This is a genomic window from Micromonospora haikouensis, assembly GCF_000876225.1.
In the GTDB taxonomy this organism is placed as follows: domain Bacteria; phylum Actinomycetota; class Actinomycetes; order Mycobacteriales; family Micromonosporaceae; genus Micromonospora; species Micromonospora haikouensis.
The window spans coordinates 1,595,459-1,616,317 of sequence record NZ_JXSX01000003.1 but is presented as its reverse complement, the minus strand read 5'-3'; the positions used below and the strand labels follow the sequence as shown (position 1 = coordinate 1,616,317).

19 protein-coding genes are annotated in these 20,859 nt (G+C 74.5%); 2 read left to right on the top strand and 17 right to left on the bottom strand.

Going from position 1 to position 20,859, the window contains the following annotated elements; all coding sequences use genetic code 11:
- Nucleotides 1-31 precede the first annotated feature (31 nt).
- From TK50_RS28255 to TK50_RS28235, 5 genes are all read right to left on the bottom strand, one after another.
- Nucleotides 32-934: an ABC transporter substrate-binding protein gene (locus tag TK50_RS28255; RefSeq protein WP_043968523.1), complete on the bottom strand. Its 903-nt coding sequence runs from the start codon at nucleotides 932-934 to the stop codon at nucleotides 32-34.
- 33 nt (nucleotides 935-967) lie between these two features.
- Nucleotides 968-2,455, bottom strand: a complete 1,488-nt coding sequence (locus TK50_RS28250) for an MFS transporter (protein WP_052503973.1) — start codon at nucleotides 2,453-2,455, stop codon at nucleotides 968-970.
- A gap of 7 nt (nucleotides 2,456-2,462) precedes the next feature.
- Nucleotides 2,463-3,485 carry an ABC transporter substrate-binding protein gene (locus TK50_RS28245; protein ID WP_043968521.1) on the bottom strand — a complete coding sequence of 341 codons (1,023 nt, stop codon included), beginning with the start codon at nucleotides 3,483-3,485 and terminating at the stop codon, nucleotides 2,463-2,465.
- Between the two features lie 104 nt (nucleotides 3,486-3,589).
- Complete coding sequence (locus tag TK50_RS28240) at nucleotides 3,590-4,312, bottom strand: ABC transporter ATP-binding protein (protein WP_043968520.1); 723 nt, start codon at nucleotides 4,310-4,312, stop codon at nucleotides 3,590-3,592.
- Complete coding sequence (locus TK50_RS28235; RefSeq protein ID WP_199486162.1) at nucleotides 4,309-5,163, bottom strand: ABC transporter permease; 855 nt, start codon at nucleotides 5,161-5,163, stop codon at nucleotides 4,309-4,311. The genes TK50_RS28240 and TK50_RS28235 overlap by 4 nt, the downstream gene beginning before the upstream one ends.
- A 345-nt stretch (nucleotides 5,164-5,508) precedes the next feature.
- Between TK50_RS28235 and TK50_RS28230 the strand changes: the two genes are divergently transcribed.
- Nucleotides 5,509-6,231: a hypothetical protein gene (locus TK50_RS28230; RefSeq protein ID WP_043968518.1), complete on the top strand. Its 723-nt coding sequence runs from the start codon at nucleotides 5,509-5,511 to the stop codon at nucleotides 6,229-6,231.
- A 149-nt stretch (nucleotides 6,232-6,380) separates the two neighbouring features.
- Here TK50_RS28230 and TK50_RS28225 read toward each other — a convergent pair whose 3' ends face one another.
- The 3 genes from TK50_RS28225 to TK50_RS32400 all read right to left on the bottom strand — a co-directional run bounded on the left by TK50_RS28225 (nucleotide 6,381) and on the right by TK50_RS32400 (nucleotide 8,488).
- Entirely contained in the window at nucleotides 6,381-6,848 is a 468-nt protein-coding gene (locus tag TK50_RS28225) for a Dps family protein (protein WP_043968516.1), read from the bottom strand.
- A gap of 75 nt (nucleotides 6,849-6,923) precedes the next feature.
- Nucleotides 6,924-7,757 (bottom strand): alpha/beta fold hydrolase, encoded by an 834-nt coding sequence (locus TK50_RS28220; protein WP_043968513.1) that lies wholly within the window; start codon nucleotides 7,755-7,757, stop codon nucleotides 6,924-6,926.
- A 131-nt stretch (nucleotides 7,758-7,888) separates the two neighbouring features.
- The gene (locus TK50_RS32400; RefSeq protein WP_052503972.1) at nucleotides 7,889-8,488 is read right to left on the bottom strand and encodes a DUF5134 domain-containing protein; all 600 of its coding nucleotides are present in this window, start codon (nucleotides 8,486-8,488) and stop codon (nucleotides 7,889-7,891) included.
- Between the two features lie 142 nt (nucleotides 8,489-8,630).
- Here TK50_RS32400 and TK50_RS28210 point away from each other — a divergent pair, with 142 nt between their 5' ends.
- On the top strand, nucleotides 8,631-10,955 hold the full coding sequence (locus TK50_RS28210; protein WP_241774138.1) for an exo-beta-d-1,3/1,6-glucosidase: 2,325 nt from the start codon (nucleotides 8,631-8,633) through the stop codon (nucleotides 10,953-10,955).
- Between the two features lie 14 nt (nucleotides 10,956-10,969).
- On the opposite strand, the gene TK50_RS28205 is transcribed toward TK50_RS28210, so the two are convergent.
- Genes TK50_RS28205 through TK50_RS28165 form a run of 9 tightly spaced genes read right to left on the bottom strand, consistent with a single transcriptional unit; the run spans nucleotide 10,970 to nucleotide 20,847 of the window.
- Nucleotides 10,970-11,824: an HpcH/HpaI aldolase/citrate lyase family protein gene (locus tag TK50_RS28205; protein WP_043968511.1), complete on the bottom strand. Its 855-nt coding sequence runs from the start codon at nucleotides 11,822-11,824 to the stop codon at nucleotides 10,970-10,972.
- 4 nt (nucleotides 11,825-11,828) lie between these two features.
- A complete protein-coding gene (locus TK50_RS28200) occupies nucleotides 11,829-13,292 on the bottom strand; it encodes a dihydroorotase (RefSeq protein ID WP_043968509.1) in 1,464 nt (487 codons plus the stop codon).
- A gap of 4 nt (nucleotides 13,293-13,296) precedes the next feature.
- Complete coding sequence (locus TK50_RS28195; RefSeq protein WP_043968507.1) at nucleotides 13,297-14,730, bottom strand: MmgE/PrpD family protein; 1,434 nt, start codon at nucleotides 14,728-14,730, stop codon at nucleotides 13,297-13,299.
- Nucleotides 14,723-15,562, bottom strand: coding sequence for a cyclase family protein (locus TK50_RS28190; protein ID WP_043968505.1), 840 nt, complete (start codon nucleotides 15,560-15,562; stop codon nucleotides 14,723-14,725). The genes TK50_RS28195 and TK50_RS28190 overlap by 8 nt, the downstream gene beginning before the upstream one ends.
- Nucleotides 15,563-15,595: 33 nt before the next feature.
- Nucleotides 15,596-16,810, bottom strand: a complete 1,215-nt coding sequence (locus TK50_RS28185) for a CaiB/BaiF CoA transferase family protein (protein ID WP_043969489.1) — start codon at nucleotides 16,808-16,810, stop codon at nucleotides 15,596-15,598.
- Between the two features lie 5 nt (nucleotides 16,811-16,815).
- Nucleotides 16,816-17,628 (bottom strand): IclR family transcriptional regulator, encoded by an 813-nt coding sequence (locus TK50_RS28180; RefSeq protein WP_043968503.1) that lies wholly within the window; start codon nucleotides 17,626-17,628, stop codon nucleotides 16,816-16,818.
- Between the two features lie 46 nt (nucleotides 17,629-17,674).
- Complete coding sequence (locus TK50_RS28175) at nucleotides 17,675-18,652, bottom strand: EamA family transporter (protein ID WP_043968500.1); 978 nt, start codon at nucleotides 18,650-18,652, stop codon at nucleotides 17,675-17,677.
- 9 nt (nucleotides 18,653-18,661) lie between these two features.
- The gene (locus TK50_RS28170) at nucleotides 18,662-19,486 is read right to left on the bottom strand and encodes an alpha/beta fold hydrolase (RefSeq protein ID WP_043968498.1); all 825 of its coding nucleotides are present in this window, start codon (nucleotides 19,484-19,486) and stop codon (nucleotides 18,662-18,664) included.
- Nucleotides 19,483-20,847 carry a M20/M25/M40 family metallo-hydrolase gene (locus tag TK50_RS28165; protein ID WP_043968496.1) on the bottom strand — a complete coding sequence of 455 codons (1,365 nt, stop codon included), beginning with the start codon at nucleotides 20,845-20,847 and terminating at the stop codon, nucleotides 19,483-19,485. Before TK50_RS28165 ends, TK50_RS28170 begins: the two co-directional genes overlap by 4 nt.
- Between the last annotated feature and the right edge of the window lie 12 nt (nucleotides 20,848-20,859).

The following is a 20,859-nucleotide window of genomic DNA, read 5'->3' as shown; positions in this document are numbered from 1 at the left end:
GTCGTCGGCCGGGCCGGCCCCCGCACGCGGGTCAGACCGTGACGACGCGGTTGTCCACGATGGAGCTGAACGTCGACTCGGGCGCGATGAGGCCCCACTTCACCATCCACCGGTAGGTGCGCTCGAACTCGGCCTCCGGGTAGGGCTCGGGGTCGATGTAGCGCAGCCGGCCGAGCCGGAAGTCCGCCGGCTCCAGCTTCACCAGGTCCTCGGGGACCTCGGCGACGAAGTGGTGCAGGTACGGCCGGATGTCCTCGTTGATCTTCTTGACGGCCCGGCGGACGGCCCGGTCGACGGCGGCGAAGGTCTCCGGGTCGACGTCGGCGCTGGCGATCTCCGAGCCGACGTAGAACGCCTCGGTGACCAGCACGTAGCCGAGCTTCTCGGCGGCGGTCGTCCACGGCTCCATCAGGGCCACGGCGTCGACCTCGCCGTCGCGCAGCTTGCGGAACCGCTCGGCCGGCCCGCCGGCGTGCACCACCTTGATCTCGTCCTGCTCGAGGAAGCCTTCGAGGGACTGGATGGCCAGGTAGTGCGAGCCGTGGTGGAAGTTGACGCCGACGGTCCGGTTGGCCAGGCCCTGCGGGTGCTTGATGTCGGAGTCGGGCCGCACGAAGATCGCCTGGCTGGCCACGGAGGCCCGCTTGGCGATGATCTGCCCGCCGCGCTCGCTGTCGTGGGAGCGACGGATCTGCCCCCACTCGCAGGCCCGGTAGAGGGAGACGTCGCCGCTCTCGAACGGCTTGGAGATGCCGCCGAACGAGCTGACCAGCTCGTGCTCCTCGATCGGCTTGAGCACCGCGTCGTACGAGCCGGGGGCGACCAGCTCCAGGTCGATGCCCTCCTCGGCGAAGTAGCCGTGTTCCAGGCCGACGAGGTACGGCAGGGTGAAGATGGCGCCGCTGCGGACGCTCTTGACCTTCTTGAGTGTCACCGGGGTGGTCCCTTCTGTGCTGTGCTGTGTGCGTTATCTGGCGGGGGTAGCGGTCGGTGGTGCCGTCGGCGCGTCCTCGATCCCCACCACCTCCTCTCCCACCGGCCGGTCAGGCGGCGGCCGGAACAGCCGCCACGTCGCGTACGCGCAGTACGCGGCGGTCGCCGCCACCAGCGCGTACGCGACGCGCAGGGCGGTGGTGAAGTCGTCGCCGGCCTCGGCGGCGACCCGGGCGATGTCGTCGGTCGGCTGGCCGGTGAGGGCCAGCACCGACACCACCACCGCGCCGAGGACGGCGACCCCGAGGTTGGTGCCGATCTGCCGGGAGGCGCTGGTGATGGCGCTGGCCACCCCGGCCCGCTCGCGGGGCAGGCTGTTCACGGCCGTGTTGGTGGCCGGCGGGTTGACCAGGCCCATGCCGGCGCCGAGCAGGAGGTAGCCGACGAGCAGCGGGGCCAGGCCCGCGTCGGTGGTGACGGTCAGGGCGAGCAGGGTCATCGACGCCACGAACGACAGGTGCCCGACGGTGGCGGGCAGCCGGCCGCCGTGCCGGCCGACGATCCGGCCGGAGACGTTGGCGAGCACGAGCGTGCCGAGGGTGGTGGGCAGGGTGAGCAGGCCGGTGGCCAGCGGGCTGAACCCGCGCACCTGTTGCAGGTAGAACGTGTTGACGAAGGTGAACCCGCCCAGCGCCAGGTACGCCACGACCGCGGTGAGCACCGCGCCGCGCAGCGCGGGGATCGCCAGGTGGCGCGGGTCGAGCACGGGGTCGGGGCGGCGGCGGGCGGCCGGCACGTAGCCGACGGCGGCGGCCACCGCCACGGCCACGGCGACCAGGACGGGCCCGCTCAGCCAGCCCCGGCTCGGGCCGTCGATCAGCGCGAACGTGAAGCCGACCAGCACCAGGGCGGCCAGGGTGTTGCCCAGCCCGTCGAGGCGGCGGGGCGGGCCGTCGACGACGCCCGGCGGCAGCAGCCGGGTGCCCGCATAGAGCACCGCCGCGCCGGCCACGCTGACGGCGAAGAGGCTGCGCCAGCCGGCGGCCTGCACCAGCACCCCGCCGACGAGGGGCCCGCAGGCGGCGGAGACCCCGGCCGTCGCGCTCCAGGTGCCCAGCGCCCGGCCGCGGCGCAGCGCGTCGGGGAACAGGTTGGCGATGAGGGCGAGGGCGGGCGGGGCCATCAGCGCGCCCCCGACGCCCTGCACGCCCCGGGCGGCGACCAGGGCGGCGGCGTGCGGGGCCACCCCGCACAGCAGCGACCCCGCGACGAAGACCAGCAGCCCGACCCGGAACATCCGCCGCCGCCCGTACCGGTCGGCGACCGCGCCGCACAGCAGGGTGAGGCTGGCCCGCACCAGCGCGTTGCTGGTCGCCACCCACTGCAGCTCGACCGTGCTCAGGCGCAGGTCGCGTTGCACCGAGGGCAGGGCCAGGTTCAGCGCCGCGCCGTCGAGGACGCCGAGGAACAGCGTCCCGCAGCAGACCAGCAGGGCGGCGCGGCTGCGCCAGGTGAGGGTCATCGCCGGCTCAGAGCTTCTCGTACACCGGCTTGTCGGCCCGCTTCTTCAGCACGCCGACCTCGATGGCCAGGTCGATCTGCTTCTCCAGGTTGGCGAAGACGGTGTCGTCCCACACGTCGGCGTAGACGGGGGCGAGCCGCTCCGGCAGCAGCTCGATCGCCTTCTTCTCCTCGGCGGGGACGCCGTAGTCGGCGTGGTACTTGGCGATCAGGGTCGGGTCCTGCTTGATCAGCCGCCAGGCCTCCAGGGTGAAGTCGACGTACGCCTTCGCGGTCTCCCGGTTGGCGGCCAGCCAGTCGCGGCGCACGGCGGTGCCGTTGAGGAACAGCGGGCTGCTGTCGCCGGTGCCCTTCTGCCACAGCTCGCCGACGGAGGCGAGCTGCCGGTTGCCGGAGCCGACCAGGCGGGTGGCGTTGGGCTCGATCGCGATGATCGCGTCGAGGTCGCCGCGCTCGTACAGCGCGAGGTTGGCGATGGGCTGCCCGGTGAACAGCTTGAACTCCCGGTCGAAGCGGATGCCGTTGACCGCCGAGGCGAGCGCCGCCGCCCGGTAGGTGTCGCTGCTGGGCGGCTGCACGCCGACCTTCTTGCCCTTGAGGTCGGCGATGCTCTGGTACGGGCTGTCGGCCGGGACGATCCAGCGGCCGTGGTTCCACAGCGACGGCCCGACGATGACCACGTCGTGGCCGCTGGTGTTCACCTCGGTCGCGCCCAGCGGGCCGAACGCGTAGATGTCGAGCACGCCGGTGAGCAGCTGCTCCTGCCCCGCGCCGGGGCCGCCGCCGGCCTTGCGGTCGAGGCGGAGCCCGTGCTTGGCCTCCAGGCCGAACTGCTCGGCGACGGAGTCGCGGATCGCCCCCGCCGTGCCGGGGCTGCGGGGCTGCACCTTGGCGCTGCGGGTGCCCCCGCCACCGGCGGCGGCCGGCTCGTCGGCGCCGCAGGCGGTCAGCAGGGTGGCCGCGCCGGCGCCGCCGGCGAGGAGCCCGGCGGCGCGCAGCAGGGATCGTCGGGTGAGGGGTGTCGTGGACACGGGGGTTCCTTCCGGGTGAATCAGGTGGGTGGCCCGCTTGCGGGATGACGGCGGCGGGCCTTTGGCCGCGCCGTGCGGGTGGGGCCGATGCAGGTCAGGGCGGCTCAGGTGAGGGCGGCGACGATGCGGCGGTGCACGTCGAACAGTTCGGGGTCCTCGGGGCTGCGGGGGCGCGGGCGGTCGATGCGGTACTCCCGTACCACCTCGGCGGGGCGTCCACCGAGGACCACCACCCGGTCGGCGAGGAAGGCCGCCTCCAGCGCGTTGTGGGTGACCAGCAGGCCGGTGCGCGGGGTGCGCAGCCAGAGCTGTTGCAGCAGCAGCCGCAGGCGGCGGGCGGTCAGCTCGTCCAGCGCGCTGAACGGCTCGTCGAGCAGCAGCACCTCGGGGCGTACGACGAACGCGCGGGCCACGGCGACGCGCTGGCGCTGCCCGCCGGAGAGCACCGACGGGTACGACCGGGCGTACTCGGTCAGGCCGACGGCGTCGAGGATCGGGGCGACCTCGGCGGCGTCGACGCCGGCTGCGGTCGCGGCGAGCCGCACGTTGGTCTCGACGGAGGTCCAGTCCAGCAGGCGGGGCTGCTGGAACACCATGCCGAGGCGGGGCCGCCCGCCGCCGGTGGAGACGGTGCCCGCATCGGGGCGTTCCAGGCCGGCGATCAGGTGCATCAGGGTCGTCTTGCCGGTGCCGGAGCCGCCGACGACGGCGACCAGCTCGTCGGGCGCGAGGGTGAGGGAGAAGTCGCGGAAGATCTGCTGCCGCTCGCCGGTGCGCCGGTTGGTGAACGCCTTGTCGACGCCGTCGAGGCTGATCCGGACGCTCATCGCAGCGCCACCCGCCGCCAGCGCACCGCGCGGCGCTCCAGGGTCTGCAGCAGCCCGTACTCGATGGCGGCCATGACCAGGGCGAAGGCGACGGTCCAGGCGAGCACGCCGGCCACGTTGTGCTGGGAGAACTCCAGGTTGAGCTGGTAGCCGACGCCGTCGGCGAGGCCGAAGATCTCCACCAGCACGATGACCTTCCAGGCCATCGCGATGCCCAGCCGCGCCCCGGTGAACAGGTCGGGGACGATGGCGGGCAGCCACACGTACCGCAGCCGGGTCCACGCGTCGAGGCGGTAGACGTGCGCCATCTCGCCCAGCGCCGGGTCGACCGAGCGGACGCCCTGCGCGACGTTGATGGTCAGCGCGGGGGCCGCCGCGAGCGCCACGGTGAGGATCGGGTTGAGCAGGCTCACCCCGAACCAGATCACGCACAGCAGGGCCTTGACCAGTCCGGGGGTGGCCAGTCCGATGAGGACGGCGGGCTCCAGGAAGCGGCGCAGCCACTCGCTGCGGCCCATCGCGATGCCGGCGGCGACGGAGACGACGAACGCCGCCGCGAAGCCCAGCGCGACGCGGGTGAGGGTGACCCGGACGTTGTCCCACAGCGCGCCGCTGGCGGCGATGTCGACCAGGTTGCGGGCGACGTCGCCGAGGCCGGGGATCAGCGCGCTGCCGGAGGCGTCGGCCATGAGCTGCCAGCCGGCCGCGAGCAGGCCGACGAGCAGCAGCGCGGGCAGCGGCCGGGTGAGGCGTCCTACGACGTCGGTGGCGGGCGGGCGGCCCGGCGGGGCGGGCGACCGCCCGCCGCCGAGCGCGACCTCCTCGGCGACGACAGGGTGCGTGACGGTCATCGACATCCCATCTTTCGGTACGCGGGCCGCGTCGTCCTCGACTGCGGCAGATCGTTGACCAGTGCGTACGCGCCGATCTTCGATTCCCTATCCTGCCGGTAGGATTAGTAGGGTAGCAAGACGCGTCTCACCCATCGGGACATCGGGTGTCGGGTAGCCGACAGCGCGTGATCCGTGACCGTCCGTCGACCGCGCGCCCCGGCCGCGACGGCTCGCCCGCGCCCGGACCTGCGCTCCCACCCGGCGTCCGTAGGGGGTCCCCTGAGGAGGGTCCGGGGCGGCCGGCCCGCCGGTCCCGGGTTTTCTCCCCTGGCCGGGTGGGCGGCCCGCTGCGAGCGTGGGCCCATGGCTTCACTCTCCGTACGGCGCTGGCGTCAGCTCGCGCTGTGGCTGCACGTCACGACGTCGGTGGGCTGGATGGCGCAGGCCCTCGCCCTCTGCGTGCTGCTCACCACCAGCCTCACCACGCCCGACCGGGACGTGGCCGTCGCCGCCACGTCCATGGCGCAGGTGCTCGACGGACGCCTGCTCGCGCCGCTGGCCAACGCCTCGGCGTTCACCGGGTTCATGCTCGCCGCCGCCACCCCGTGGGGCTTCTTCCGCTACCGCTGGGTGCTGGTGAAGTTCGTGATCACCCTGGTCCAGCTCCACCTCGGGATCTTCGTCCTCGGCTCGGCGCTGGCCGACTCGGCGGCGGCGGCCACCACGGGCGGGCGGGGCCCCGCCGTGCCGCTGGCCGTCGGCTCGGCGCTGATGGCCGGTGCCATCGCCTTCCAGGCCTGGGTGTCCGTGGCCAAGCCCTGGTCGACGACCCGCTGGATGCCGGCGGACCGGCGGCAGGTCGCCGGGACCGCGCCGCGCTGGGTCTTCGTGGCCACCGTCGTCGGCGTGGCCGCCGACCTCGCCGTCGCCGCGCTGCTCGGCCACCCGGCGCCGCTGATCTCCCTGATCGTCCTCGGCACGTGGCTGGTGCTGCGGCGACGCCAGGCCCGCGCGGCCCGTGCCGGCGCGACCGCGCAGCCCGACGCCGTGCCGACGCCGACGCGGGCTGGCGCGGGCCGGAGGTAGGAGATCTTGGAAGCAATGGGCCCTCTGGGGGCCGGAATCTTCCAAGATTCACCCCGGCTTCCGCGCGCAGAACCGCCCCAGCCCAGCCGACGAGGACTGACGACGACCGCGCCCGCCCCCGGGAGCGGAGGCGGGCGCGGCGGGTGGGGTCAGCGCTGGGCGCGGAACAGCCAGTGCTGCTGCTCCACGGCGGCGGTGACCCCGATGAGCAGGTCCTGCGAGATCGGGTCGCTGGTCGCGGTGTCGGCCACCGCCTGACGCAGCGTGCGGATCAGGGCGAACAGCGCGTCGACCACGACCTCGACGGCGGTGCCCTCCTCGACGTCGCCGTGGTCGAGGGTCGGCAGCGCCGACTGGGCGGCGACCGTCGCGGCCCGCCCGTCGGGGTTGAACCCGACGGCGGCGGCCCGCTCGGCCACCTCGTCGGCGTGCCGGCGGGCGAGGTCGGCCAGCTCGTCGAGTTGCAGGTGCAGGCTGCGGAAGTGCGGGCCGACCAGGTTCCAGTGCGCCTGCTTGGCCAGCATCCCCAGGTTGATCAGGTCGGCCAGCGCCTGCTGCAGCGCCTCGCCGGTGGTCTTGCGGTCCGTGGAGTCGAGGATGCCGTCGACAACGGCCATGGTTGTTCTCCGTTCAGGTAAGCGGGACAGCGAACGCGCCGTGCGCCGGCACCACCGTGGGCGTGACCGGACCGTTCACGCGGCGATGAAGTCGAGCAGGTAGCGGTTGACCAGCTCCGGGTGGGTCCAGGCGATGTTGTGCGGGCCGCCCGGGATCACCTCGTAGCGCAGGTCGGCGATCAGCTCCGGCAGCCGGTTGGCGGTGGCGTCGATCGGCAGGATCCGGTCGGCGTCGCCGTGCAGCAGCAGCGTCGGCACGTCGATCTTGCCGAGGTCGGCGCGGAAGTCGGTCAGCCAGGTGTCGACGCAGGCGTACGCGGCGTACGCCGACGCGCCGACCGCGGTGATGAAGCTGTTCTGCCACGCCTCGTCGCTGATCCGGGTGCCGCCCAGCACGTCGACGTTGTAGAAGTTGTCGAGGAAGCTCTTGAAGTACGCGGGCCGGTCGGCCACCACCGCCGCCTTGATGTCGGCGAAGACCTGCGCGTCGACGCCCTCGGGGTTGTCGTCGGTCTTGAGCAGGAACGGCGGCACCGCGCCCATCAGCACCGCCTTGCGCACCCGGCCCGAGCCGTGGGTGCCGAGGTAGCGGGTCACCTCGCCGGTGCCCATCGAGAAGCCGACCAGCACGACGTCGCGCAGGTCCAGGTGCTCCAGCAGGGTGTGCAGGTCGGCGGTGAAGGTGTCGTAGTCGTAGCCGACGGCCGGCTGGCTCGACTTGCCGAAGCCGCGCCGGTCGTACGTGATCACCCGGTAGCCGGCCGCGAGCAGCTCCCGCGACTGCTTCTCCCAGGACGCCCCGTCGAGCGGGTAGCCGTGGATGAGCACGACGGGCGCGCCGGCGCCGTGGTCCTCGTAGTAGATGTCGATGTCGCCGCTGTTCTCTTCGCCGACCTTGACGTAGGGCATGTGCCGCTCCTGGTGATGAGTGGGGGACCGCAGGCCCGTCGACGCCCCCGTCGCGCCGTGCGTGACCTGCCGTCGAGTCAACCGGCGCGGCGCGGCCCACACCACGAAGAAGACACGCAGAAACTGCGGCCCTACACCGTCGCCAGCAGCATGAGGCCCATCACCACGCCCATCGTGGCGTGGCAGAGGCCCTCGGCCCGCGCCCCGGCCACCCCCGGTCGGCCGGCGGGCACGTGGTCGCGCCAGGCCGGGGTCAGGCGTACGCCCCGGGCCGCCCACCAACCCGCGGCGAGCAGCAGGTACCCGCCCAGGGCCAGGCTGACCAGCGGCGGCCACCAGCCCGCCGACGTGGCCGCGCCGTGCTGGCCGTGCGGCCCGGCGTGGCCGCCCGGCAGGCCGGTCATCCACACCATCGCCGCCGACGAGAGGGCGAAGTATCCGGTGGCCGCCCGCGAACCGGGCGCCGACGGGCGGCGTGCGGTCAGCGCCGCGAACCAGACCCCGGCCGGCACGAACAGGACGAGCCACACCGCCTGCGGCACCCCGAGCGCCCACACCATCGCGGTCATCGCCACGCCCATGAGCAGGTGCACGCCCTCGGCGATCCGGCACCGGGCGGCCCGGCCCGACCCCGCCCGCGCGGACGCCGGGCCCAGGAACCGGAACCCGTGGTAGGACGTCACGGCCATCAGGGCCAGCGTCATCGGCCATTGCAGCGCCGGGAAGACCATGGGCTTGCTCCCCTCGTCCGACCGGTCCGGGCCCGTGGGCAGGCGGTCAGGGCCGACGGTAGTCGGCGCGGGAGCCGGCGTCTGTGCGCGAAGTTGCCCTCTGCGTCCACACGGGACCGGCCGAGGTGTGTACGGTCGGGCGGTGACCGCGTCCCGGAGCATCGCAGACCCGATCGGCGACGACCTGCCCCACCTCGACCCGACCCGGCCGACCGCGCAGCGGGTGGCCCACCTGCTCGGGCGGATGAGCCTGGCGGAGAAGGTCGGCCAGATGATGCAGCTCGACTCCCACGGCGACCTGGCCGACCACATCCTGGGCAGGCACGTCGGGTCCATCCTGCACACCTCCCCCGCGCGGGTGGTCGAGGCGCACGAGCTGACCGCGCGCACCCGGCTGCGCATCCCGCTGCTGGTCGGCGAGGACTGCATCCACGGGCACTCGTTCTTCCCCGGCGCGACGATCTTCCCCACCCAGCTCGGCATGGCCGCCACCTGGTCGCCGGAGCTCGTCGAGCGGGTCGGGCGCGTCACCGCCGTCGAGGTGGCCCCGACCGGCGTGCACTGGACCTTCTCCCCCGTGCTGTGCATCGCCCGGGACCTGCGTTGGGGCCGGGTCGACGAGACGTTCGGCGAGGACCCGTTCCTGATCGGTGAGCTGGCCGCCGCGATGGTGCGCGGCTACCAGGGCGAGGACCTGGCCGACCCGACCGCCGTCCTGGCCACCGCCAAGCACTTCGCCGGCTACTCCGAGACCCAGGGCGGCCGGGACGCCACCGAGGCGGACCTGTCGCGGCGCAAGCTGCGCGCGTGGTTCCTGCCTCCGTTCGAGCGGGTGGCGCGCGAGGGGTGCCGCACGTTCATGCTCGGCTACCAGAGCACCGACGGCGTGCCGATCACCGTCAACGACTGGCTCCTGACCGACGTGCTGCGCGGCGAGTGGGGCTGGACGGGCATGCTCGTCACCGACTGGGACAACGTGGGCCGGATGGTCTGGGAGCAGCGGGTGCAGCCCGACCACGCGCACGCCGCCGCCGCGGCCGTCCGCGCCGGCAACAACATGATCATGACGACCCCGCAGTTCTTCCAGGGCGCCCAGGACGCGGTCGCGCGGGGCCTGCTGGTCGAGTCGGACCTCGACGACGCCGTCTCCCGCATCCTGGCCCTGAAGTTCGAGCTGGGCCTGTTCGAGGACCCCCGCCGGCCCGACATCGCCCGGCAACGCGCGGTGATCGGCAGCGCGCCGCACGCCGCGCTCAACCTGGAGGTCGCCCGCCGGTCGCTGGTGCTGCTGCGCAACGACGGGGTGCTCCCGCTCGCTGGCGGGTTCACGGCCGACGACACCGGCCGCGCCCGGGGCGACGGCGGCCCGCCGTGCACGGTCGCGGTCGTCGGCCCGCTTGCCGACGACGCGCAGACCCAGCTCGGCGACTGGGCCGGCTCCTCCGGGCAGGCCGACTGGATGCGCGACGGCCAGCCCCGCGACATGATCACCACGGTCCTCGACGGGCTGCGCGCCCACGTGCCCGACGGCTGGGCGGTCACTTACGCGCGCGGCGCCGACATCCTCACCATGGCCCCCGACCCCGAGGGGGAGCTGTTCCCCGACGGCCAGCCCCGCCCGCAGGTCGTCCTGCCCTGCCCGCCGGACGCGGCGCTGATCGCCGGGGCGGTCGCCGCCGCCGAGCGGGCCGACTACGTCGTCGCGGTCGTCGGCGACCGCATCGAGCTGGTCGGCGAGGGGTGCAGCACCGCGACGCTCAACCTGGTCGGCGGGCAGATCGCCCTGCTGGACGCCCTCGCCGCGACCGGCACGCCGATGGTCGTCGTGCTGCTCGCGTCCAAGCCGCTGGTGCTGCCCGACTCGGCGCTCGACGCCGCCGCCCTGCTCTGGGTGGCCAACCCGGGCATGCGGGGCGGCCGGGCGGTCGCCGAGCTGCTGCTCGGCCTCGTCGAGCCCGCCGGGCGGCTGCCCATCTCGTTCGCCCGGCACGTCGGGCAGCAGCCCACCTACTACAACCAGATCCGTGGCCAGCACGGCTCCCGCTACGCCGACCTGACCCAGCGCCCCGCCTTCGCCTTCGGCGACGGCCTGTCCTACACCACCGTCGAGTACGCCGACCTGCGGGTCGCCCCGGGCGACCTCGCGCCGACGGACACCGTCCGCGCCGAGGTCACCGTCCGCAACACCGGGGCCCGGCCGGTCCTGGAGACCGTCCAGGCGTACGTCAGCGACGACGTCACCTCCGTGAGCTGGGCGGACAAGGAGCTGAAGGCGTTCCGGCAGGTGGAGCTGGAGCCCGGGCAGGCCGCCACGGTGCGGATCGACGTCCCCGTCGCCGACTGCGCCATCGTCGACGGCCGGGGCGTGCGGGTGGTCGAGCCCGGCGACTTCACGCTGCTCGTCGGCCCGTCGTCGCGGGACGAGACGCTGCTGCGGGCCCCGTTCACCGTGCGGCCGGCGGGCTGACCGCCCGGGGCGGCTCAGCCGGCGTGCCGCTCGGCGCGGCGCAGCACCTCCGTGGCGGCGCGGATCACCGCCCGGTCCAGCAGCCTGCCGTGGGCGTCGGTCGCCACGCCGGAGCCGTCGCGGGCCGCCCGGTCCAGCGCGTCGACCACCTCCCGGGCGGCGGCCACCTCCGCCGGGCCGGGCGTGAAGACGGCGTTGATGGTCGCGAGCTGGCCGGGGTGGATGGCGCTGCGCGCCCGGAAGCCCTGGCGCAGCAGCGTCCGCGTGCCGGCCTCCAGCCGGTCCGGGTCGCGCAGCGTCGTCTCGACGGGGCCGACCGGCGCGACGATCCGCGCCCCGGCGGAGGCGACCACGACCTGCGAGCGGATCGGGGCGAGTTCGGTCCGGTCCGGCCCCGGTTGCAGGCCCAGCTCCCCCGCCAGGTCCGCCTCGCCGAGCCCGAGCCGCAGCACCCTCGGCGCGGCGGCGACCTGCGGGCAGGTGAGGATCCCCCGGGCGGTCTCGATCAGGGCGACGACCGCGAAGGTGGCCTCGGCCAGCCCGAGCCGGCGTTCCGCGCCGGTCAGCGCCCGGTCGACCTCGGCCAGCAGCTCCGGTTCCGCCTTCGGCACCCACACCCCGGCCACCGCCGGGGAGAGCACCGCGACGTCGGCGTCGACCTGGTCGCTGTTGATCCGTACCCAGGTCTCGGTGGTGGCCGGGGCGGCCAGCGCGGCGGCGACCGCGCGGCGGGCCTCGGCCTTGCGGGCCGGGGTGACGGCGTCCTCCAGGTCGAGCACGAGCGCGTCGGCACCCCGGCCGGGGGCCTTGCGCAGTAGTTCCTCCCGGTCCCCGGGGACGTAGAGGTAGCTGCGGGCGACGGGTGGCACGGCGCTACCGCCCGGCCCGGGGCACGTAGCGACCCTGGGGGCTGCCGGTGACCTTGCCGTCGACGAGGACGTGCTCGCCCCGGACGAAGGTGTCGGTGACCCGGGCGGTCAGCTCGAATCCCTCGAACGGCGTGTACTCCTGGCTGGACTCGGAGTCCGCGGCCCGTACCGTCCAGGTGTGGTCATCGTCGACCAGGCAGAGGTCGGCGTCGTAGCCCTCGGCGACGGCGCCCTTGCCGGCCAGGCCGAAGCGGCGGGCCGGGTTCCACGAGGTCAGTTCCGCGACCCGCGACAGCGGCAGGCCCCGGCGGCGGCCCTCGGTGAGCAGGCCGGGCAGCAGATACTCGGCCCCGCCGAAGCCGGACTTGGCGACGAAGACGTCGTCGCGGGGCTCGCCGAACTTGACCTCGTCCCTGCAGCAGGCGTGGTCGCTGACCACCCAGTCGACGTGGCCGTCGAGGAGGTGGGCCCAGAGCGCCTCGACGTCGGCGCGCGGGCGCAGGGGCGGGTTCACCTTGCCGCCGAGGCCGTGCGCGGTGGTGATGTCGGCCAGCAGGTGCCCGATGGTCACCTCGCGGCGGAAGTCGATGTGCGGGAACGCCTCGGCCATCCGCAGGGCCGCGTCGAGCGCCTTGGCCGAGGACAGGTGCAGCAGGTTGATGGTGGGCAGGCCGGTCTCGTGGGCCAGGTACGAGGCGATGGAGACGGCGAGTCCCTCGGAGTGCGGCGGCCGGGAGGCGTGGTACGCCTCCAGCCCGCGCAGCCGGCCCTCCTGCTCCACCTGCCGGGTGTAGGCGCTCATGATCTCGGCGGTCTCGCAGTGCAGCGACAGGGAGATCTGGTCGGCCAGCTCGGGGAAGCGTTCCCGGGCCGCCTGCACGCCGCGCATCACGAACTCGAAGTGGGCGTAGTCGTAGCGTTCGCCCTCGGGGATCATCAGGAACGAGTTCTGGTCGGCCGAGCGGCCGTGCAGGCCGTGCCCGCCGTAGAACATGAAGATCTTGAAGGAGGTCACCCCGAACCGGTCGACCAGGTCGGGCAGCTCGTCGATGTGCTCGCGCATCATCGGGGCCAGGTGGAAGCCGTAGTCGATGTGGGACCGGCCGGCGCTGGCGGCGAGCACGTCGGGGAAGAAGTCCTCGTACCGGCCGCCCCGGTTGAGGTAGTACTGCCCGGTGCGCATGTAGGTCAGGGCGGTGGTGACGCCGCCCTGGGCGCTGGCGCGGCTCTCCGAGGCGGTGTCCTCGGCGAGCGGATTGTAGATGCCCCAGTGCTGGTGGGCGTCGACGACGCCGGGGAAGGCCAGCTTCCCCTGCCCGTCGTGCACGGTCGCGGCGTCGGCCGGGTCGAGGCCCGGCGCGACGCGGGTGACCTTGCCTGCGGTGACGCCGATGTCCACCGTCTCGGTGTCGGGCCGGTCGTGCCGGACCAGGCGCACGTTGCGCAGCAGCAGGTCGAAGGTGGTCATGCGCTCACTCCTCAGGGGTGTCGGATGCCGCGACGGCGGCCAGCAGGCCGGCCAGCCGTCGGACGTCGGGGGCGGTGTCGAGGGCGGCGATCTCCCGCTCGACGGCCCCGGCGACGTCGGCGGGCAGCCGGCCGGCGACGTTGTGCCGGAACTTCAGGGCCAGCTCGGCGGTGGTCAGCGGGCGGGCCGGGCCGCCCCGGTTGGCCAGGACCTCCTCGGTCCACTCCCGGCCGTCGCGGGTGACCACGCGCAGCACGGCCGGGAACTGGTGCGGGAAGATCTCGTCGCAACGCTCGTCGGGGACCACGTCGACGCGGGCCATCACGGCCCGGCGGGACTCCTCGACGGCGAGGACGTCGGTGAAGTCGTCCGGGCCGACGCCGAGCACCCCGCCGCCGTGCAGCCCGGCGGCGACCGCGTACGGGCCACTGAACTGGGCCTCGTAGCCGGTGCTGGGGCGGCGCTTGCGGTCGATGGGCTGCCCGATGGTGCGGATGACCGGGGTGGGCACGCCGAGGGTGACCGACTCGACGTCGGGCGGGCGTACACCGCGTCGCCGCAGCGCCAGGGCCGCGTCGATGGCCGCGTGGGTGAAGTGGTTGGCCGGGTAGGGCTTGAAGAAGATGTCCGGCACCGCCCAGTCGACGCCCAGCCCCGCGGTGATCTCCGCCGGGTCGTACTCGCCGCGCAGGAACGCCTCGAAGAAGCCGAACCGGCCCTCCAGGACGGTGGGCGGGCCGGTGATGCCGTGCCGGGCCAGAGCCGCCGCGCTCACCGCCGAGTGCGCCGCCCAGCCGCAGTGGATCCGCTTGACGGTGCCGCCGGTGCGGTTGGCCTCGATCAGTCCGGCCGCCATGGAGGCGGCCACGCCCAGCGCGTCGAGGGTGCGCCCGGCGTCCAGCCCGAACAGCCGGGCGGCGGCGACCGCCCCGCCGAGGGTGCCGCAGATGGAGGTGGCGTGCTGGCCGTGCTCGAAGAAGACCGAGTTGCCGGCGGCGCGGTCGTAGCCGGCCATACCGAGCCGCACGCACACCTCCAGGCCCACCGCGACGGCGGCGACGGTCTCCCGGCCGGACGCGCCGGTGAACTCGGCGGCGGCGAGCGCGGCCGGCACCACCGACGCGCTCGGGTGCAGCACCGACGGCAGGTGGGTGTCGTCGTAGTCCAGCGAGTGCGCGAGCACCCCGTTGGCGAACGCGGCCAGCGCGGCGGGCACCGGGTCGGCGACCCCGATCGCCCGGGCCTGCCCCCGCCCGCCCTGGTCGCGGACGTACGCCAGGGCGGCCCGGCTGCTCGGCAGGTCGACGGCGGCCACGCAGAGCCCGACGACGTCGAGCACCCGCTGGCGGACGCTGTCGACGACGGCGGCGGGCAGCGCGGCGGCGGGCGTGTCGGCGGCGAACGCGGCCAGGGCCCGCCCGAGGGTCGGCTCAGCCACGGCCGACCACCGCCAGCGGGCGCACCGGCGAGCCGGTGGCCCCGTACAGGGGCAGCGGGGCCAGCACGAAGGTGAACTCGTGGACCGCGTCGCGGGCGAGTTCCTCCAGCGCCACCGCCTCGATCAGGTAGACGCCGTGCTCGACCAGGAGGATCCGGTGCGCGGGCAGGCTGCTGTGGCCCTGGCCGGGGCGCAGGCACTCGAAGGCGATGGTGTCGGCCCCGGCGGCGTGCACGCCGTGCGCGGCGAGCCACCGCGCCCCGTCGGCGCCCACGCCCGGCACGCCGGAGTCGTGGCCGACGTAGCGGGTGCGGTCGGGATCGTCGAAGTGCCGGCCCCAGCCGCTGCGGATCAGGACCACGTCGCCGGGCTCCACGGGGGTGCCCTGCCGGTCGACGGCGGCGTCCAGGTCGGCCGGGGTGATCTCGTAGCCGGCCGGGCAGTCGGGCCGACCGAGGGCGGCGGGGACGTCGAGCAGGACGCCCCGGCGGACCATCGGCGCGACGGTGTGCACGCCGAGTTCGGTGAACCGCCCGCCGGACTGGGCGGCGGCGGCGTCCGCGCCGCCGTGCAGCAGCCCGTCGTGGGAGACGTGGGCGAGGGCGTCGACGTGCGTGCCGACGTGGGTGCCCATCACCAGCAGATCGTTGGCCGCCGAGCCGCCGTCGGCGCGGACCATGTCACCGTGCCGGCGCGGCATGGTCAGCCAGAACGGCGGGTGGTTCGGCGACTGGGGCATGCCGATCGAGAGCAGCCGGCCGAGGTCGTAGATCTCGACTCCGGCGCGGACGGCGTGGAGCAGCCGGTCGGCGTGGCGGGCGGTGGTCGTCACGGTTCCTCACGTTTCAGCGGTTCGGCCACGCCGTCAGGCGACGATGTGGCGGGCTCGGAGATCGGCGATCTCGGCCGGGTCGCAGCCGAGTTCGTCGATCAGCAGGGATTCGGTGTCGGACCCGAGGGCGCGCCCGGTGAAGCGGATCCGTCCGGGGGTCGCGGACATCCGCCACATCACGTTGTGCATCCGCACCGGCCCGAGGTCGGCGTCGTCGACGGTGGTGAGCATCCCGGTGGCCCGCACGTGCGGGTCCTCGGCGATGTCGCGGGCACTGTAGACGGGGGCGACGGCCGCGCCGGCCTCGGTGAACGCGCGGCTGACCTCGTCGCGGGTACGTTGGGCGATCCACCCGCCGACGTACCCGTCGAGTTCGTCGGCGTGCCCGGCGCGGCCGGCGCCGGTGCGGAACCAGGGCTCGTCGATGACCTCGGGGTGGCCCACCAGGCGCAGCACCCGTTCGGCGATGGCCTGGGCGCTGGTGGAGACGGCGACCCACGCCCCGTCGCTGGTGCGGTAGGTGTTGCGGGGCGCGTTGTTGACCGACCGGTTGCCGTTGCGCTGCTCGACGACGCCGAGCTGGTCGTAGACGGTCGGGCCGGGACCGACCGCCGTCATGATCGGCTCCAGCAGGCTCAGGTCGACGACCTGACCCTCGCCGGTGCGGTCTCGGTGGCGCAGCGCCATCAGCACCGCCGAGGAGGCGGCGATGCCGCAGATGCTGTCGGCCAGGCCGAACGCGGGCAGGGTGGGCGGGCCGTCGGCGGCGCCGGTGAGGTGGGCGAAGCCGCTCATCGCCTCGGCGAGGGTGCCGAAGCCGGCGCGGGAGGCGTACGGGCCGGTCTGGCCGAAGCCGGTGATCCGGGCGATGACCAGGCCAGGGTTGACCGCGTGCAGTTGCGCCGGGCCGATCCCCCAGCGCTCCAGGGTGCCGGGGCGGAAGTTCTCCACCAGCACGTCGGCCCGGGCGGCCAGGCGCAGCAGCAGCGCCGCGCCCTCCGGGGCGGACAGGCTCAGCCCGATGGTGCGCTTGTTGCGGGAGATCTCCTTCCACCACAGCGGGTGGCCGTCCTTGGCCTTGCCGTGCCCGCGCATGCTGTCCCCGGCGGTCGGGTGCTCGATCTTCACGACGTCGGCGCCGAAGTCGCCGAGGATCTGGCAGCACAGCGGCCCGGCGAGGATCGTGGAGGCGTCCAGCACGCGCAGCCCGGCGAGCGGGCCGTCGGCGGGCGTGGTCGGTGTGGTCACGGCGATCACCCCTCTGCCCGGCCGGCCGGCGGGTGGTAGCCCAGCTCGGCGGAGATGTCGGCGGCGGCGGCGGCCACCAGCGCCCCGTGGTCGGCGCAGACCTGCCGGGTGAACCGGTCCTGCGGCCCGCACAGGGAGATGGAGCCGAAGACCTGGCCGGTGCCGTACCGGATGGCGGCGGCGACGCTGCCCGCGCCGTTCTGCCGCTCCCCGATGCTCACCGCGTAGCCCTGCCGGCGGATGTGGGCCAGCTCGTCGCGCAGCACGGCCGGGTCGGTGATGGTCGAGGGGGTGACCCGCTCCAGCGGCTGGGCCAGGTACTCGTCGAGCTCCACGGCGGGCAGCGCCGCGAGGATCGCCTTGGACGACGAGCCGGAGTGCAGCGGGTGGCTGGTGCCCAGAGACACCGACATGCGGACCTCGTGCGGGGAGAGCACCTGGTCGATGTAGACCCGGATCGAGCCCTGCCGCACCGACAGGGTGGCGGTCTCGCCGGTGCGACGGACCAGCCGGACCAGGTACCGGCGGGCGATCTCCGGGACGTCCAGCGCGCGCAGGGCGGCCAGGCCCACCGCGAGCGCCCCGGCGCCGAGCCGGTAGCGCTTGGTGTCCTCGTCGAAGTCGAGGAATTCGTCGGCGGCCAACTCCTTCAGGATCCGGTACGCGACCGCCTTCGGCAGCCCCAGCTCGCGGGCGATGGTGGACACCCCGAGGGTCTCCGGTGCCCGGGTGGCGATGATGTTGATGACGTCGAGGGCCCGGCCGAGGCCGGAGCGGACCCGCCGGTCATCGGGTGCGACGAGGTGGGTGGTGGTCATGTCTGTCCTCACTGTGGGCGGACGCGGGCGCAAGGGTCACCGCCGGTCACGGTGGTGTCGCGGGGGTGCCTGGCGGCAATCCTCGCAACTGCCGCTGCCGTTCCACGGCGACGACGAGCGCCACCGAGGCGAGCACGACGGCACCGGCGAGCACCTGCCGGCCGGCGAGCCGCTCGTCGAGCACCACCATGCCCAGCAGCACCGCGATCACCGGGTTCACGTAGGCGTACGTGGCCACGAGTTGCAGCGGCGCGCGGCGCAGCAGCCAGGTGTAGACGCTGAACCCGACGACGGTGCAGACCAGCATCAGGTAGGTCCAGGCGACCCAGGAGCGGCCGGTGACCTCGGCCAGGCGCAGGCGATGCCACTCGCCGGCGGGCAGGGCGGCCACCGCCACGGCCGCGCCGCCGGCGAGCATCTGCCAGCCGGTGCCGACCAGGTGGTCGGCCGGGGCGGGCAGCCGTTGGGTCAGCGTCGAGCCGGCCGCCCAGACCATGGTGGACGCCACGATGGTGGCGATCCCGGCCAGGTGCAGGCGCTGGTCACCGGCGAGCACCAGCAGGGCCAGCCCGGCGAGTCCGCCGAGGACCCCCACGACGGCCGCCGGCCGGGGGCGCTGCCCGCCGCCGAGGCGGATCGCCAGCACCCACAGCGGCATCGCGGCGACGAGCAGGGAGGCCAGGCCGGACGACACGTACTGCTGGCCGACGGCGAGCAGGGCACTGCCCGCCCCGACCATGAGAAGGCCACCGGCCAGCACGCCGGGCCACCGGTCGCGGGGCAGGCGCAGCCGGTCCGCTCCGTTGCGGGCCGCGACCACCGCCAGCACCAGGGCCCCGGCGGCGAGGAACCGGCCGGCGGTGGAGACCATCGGCGGCAGGCTCTCCAGGGCCACCCGGTTGCCCAGGTAGGTGGAGCCCCACAGCAGGTAGACCGCGCCCAGCCCGGCGGCGAGCGCGGCCGGTTCCACCGGTGGTGGGCCCACCACCGGCGCCGCCGCGGCGGTGGGTTCAGCGCCGGACATGGGACCGGGTCACGGGGTCACCGCCGGGGCGTCGAGGTCGCACTGGGCGGCCACGGCGTCGGCGAACGCCTCGGGCTGCTCGTCCGCCACGAAGTCGGTGCCGCCGGGGATGGTGACCAGCGGGGCGTGCGGCAGGGCGGCCCGCACCTGCGGCGTCATCCGGTCGACCAGGTCGTCGGCGCCGTGCAGCAGCACGGTCGGCACCGCCGCCAGGGCGGCCGTGTCCAGCCGGTGGTCGAAGACGGCCCGGTACGCGGTGGCGTAGTCCGGCCCGGTCAGCAGGTATTCGGCGACCTGCCGGTCCGCCTCGTCGGGGCTGAGCCGGGGATAGAGCCCCCAGACGCGGTCCCAGATCACCCGCAGGTGCGACCCGTCGCGCTCCGGCGTGTAGCCGGGGGCGTACGTCGCCTTCTTCTGGGCGCGTTCGGCGTCGTCGTAGAGCGGCAGCCCCTGCAGGATGAGCCGGCGGACCCGGTGCGGGGCCCGCAGGGCCGCCTCCGCGGCGATCACCGCGCCGGTGTGCTGGCCGAGCAGGTGCACCCGGTCCAGGCCGAGGGCGTCGGCGGTCTGCCAGAGCGCGGCGGCGTACTGCGGGATCGTCCACGGCTGCGGCGGGGCGTCGGACATCCCGAAGCCGGGGGTGTCCACGGCGACGACGCGCAGCCCGCGCCGGGCCAGCGGGGCCAGCGCCACGTCGTAGGTCGCCGACGACAGCGGCGACTGGTGCACGACGAGCAGGGTCGGGTGTCCCGGCGTCCCGGCGTGGCGGTAGTGGACCTGGCCCCAGGGCAGGTCGACGTAGCCGCGCGCGGCGTGGCCCCGCACCCGGGTCACTCGGTCACCGCCAGGGCGGCCATGACCTCGATGACGTGCCTGATGCCGTCGCGGTAGTCGTCGAGGCGGATGTTCTCGTTGGGCCCGTCCACCCCGGAGTCGGCGCGGGACACGCCGACGCCGACGATGGGCCGGGCGGCGAGGGCCCCCTGGTTGCCGATCCACTGGGTGTACGGCTCGATCACGGGTTCGGTGCCGTACGCGCGGCGGGCGGCGTCGGCGACCAGGGCGACGAACGGGTCGCGGTGGTCGGTCATGTTCGGCCGGCTCGTCGCCATCACCTCGATGTCGACGTCGCCGAAGCCGGTGGCGGCGAGGTGGTCGCGGACGGCGGCGAGGACCCGCTGCGGGTCCTGGCCGGGCACCAGCCGGATCTCGACCTTCGCGGCGGCGGTGGCGGGGATGCCGAGGGTGACGTCGTCGCGCATGTCGCCGCCGGCGATGCCCGCGACGGTCAGCGTCGGCACGGTGCGGATCGCCACGGCGGCCTGCCGGTCGTCGAGACCGCCGGTGAAGCCGCGCACGCCGGCCCGCTCGCGCAGGAAGTCACCGTCGAACTCCACCTCGGCGAGCAGGTCGCGTTCGGCGTCGGTGAGCGGGCGTACGTCGTCGGCGAAGCCGGGCACGGTGACCGTGCCGTCGGGGCGCTGCAACTGCGCCAGGGCGGCGGCGAGCCGGGCCGTCGCGGCCGGCAGCAGCGCGGTGTTCTGGCTGGTCAGGTCGCGGGGCAGGGTGCGGACGGTGAGCCGCAGGTAGAGCACGCCCTTCTCGGCGAGCTTGAGCAGCGGCCGGTCCTGCCCGTCGCGCCAGGAGTTCTCCCACAGCGCCGCGTCGCTGTCGAGCCGGTCGGCGTACGCCGCGCAGAACGAGCCGAGGCCGGGGCTGTGCAGCCACTGCTTGCCCTCGAAGATGAACCGGCTGGTGACCGGCGGGGTCAGGCCCGCCAGCCGCCAGGCGGCCACCGCGTGGATGCGCGACATCAGCGCGCCCTTGTCGTCGGCGACGCCCCGGGCGTAGAGGCGGCCGTCGTGGATCTCGGCCGCGTACGGCGGGCTGATCCAGTCGGCGTCGTCGCCGGCCGGTTCGACCTCGACGTCGTAGTGGGTGAAGTGCAGCAGCCGGCGCTGCCCCGAGCCGGGGATCTCGGCCAGCACGTACGGGTGGGACTGCTCCCACTCGATGATCTCGGCCTGGCCGCCCCAGCGGTGCACGGAGTCGGCGATGAACCGGGCGGTGGCCGCCATCTGGTCGGGCTCCTGCCGGCGGCTGCGGATGCGGCAGAGCTGCTGGAGTTCGGCGACGAACTCGTCGAAGTGGGTGTCCACCGCGGCGAGCGCGGCGGCGGTGTCCGGGTGGGGCATGGGTTCCTCCGC

Coding starts and splice junctions, on each gene's coding strand:
- TK50_RS28175 (WP_043968500.1), bottom strand. CDS start 18,652: ATGTCCGGCGCTGAACCCACCGCCGCGGCGGCGCCGGTGGTGGGCCCA.
- TK50_RS28200 (WP_043968509.1), bottom strand. CDS start 13,292: ATGACCACCTTCGACCTGCTGCTGCGCAACGTGCGCCTGGTCCGGCAC.
- TK50_RS28240 (WP_043968520.1), bottom strand. CDS start 4,312: ATGAGCGTCCGGATCAGCCTCGACGGCGTCGACAAGGCGTTCACCAAC.
- TK50_RS28165 (WP_043968496.1), bottom strand. CDS start 20,847: ATGCCCCACCCGGACACCGCCGCCGCGCTCGCCGCGGTGGACACCCAC.
- TK50_RS28220 (WP_043968513.1), bottom strand. CDS start 7,757: ATGCCCTACGTCAAGGTCGGCGAAGAGAACAGCGGCGACATCGACATC.
- TK50_RS28230 (WP_043968518.1), top strand. CDS start 5,509: ATGGCTTCACTCTCCGTACGGCGCTGGCGTCAGCTCGCGCTGTGGCTG.
- TK50_RS28180 (WP_043968503.1), bottom strand. CDS start 17,628: ATGACCACCACCCACCTCGTCGCACCCGATGACCGGCGGGTCCGCTCC.
- TK50_RS28235 (WP_199486162.1), bottom strand. CDS start 5,163: ATGACCGTCACGCACCCTGTCGTCGCCGAGGAGGTCGCGCTCGGCGGC.
- TK50_RS28250 (WP_052503973.1), bottom strand. CDS start 2,455: ATGACCCTCACCTGGCGCAGCCGCGCCGCCCTGCTGGTCTGCTGCGGG.
- TK50_RS32400 (WP_052503972.1), bottom strand. CDS start 8,488: ATGGTCTTCCCGGCGCTGCAATGGCCGATGACGCTGGCCCTGATGGCC.
- TK50_RS28225 (WP_043968516.1), bottom strand. CDS start 6,848: ATGGCCGTTGTCGACGGCATCCTCGACTCCACGGACCGCAAGACCACC.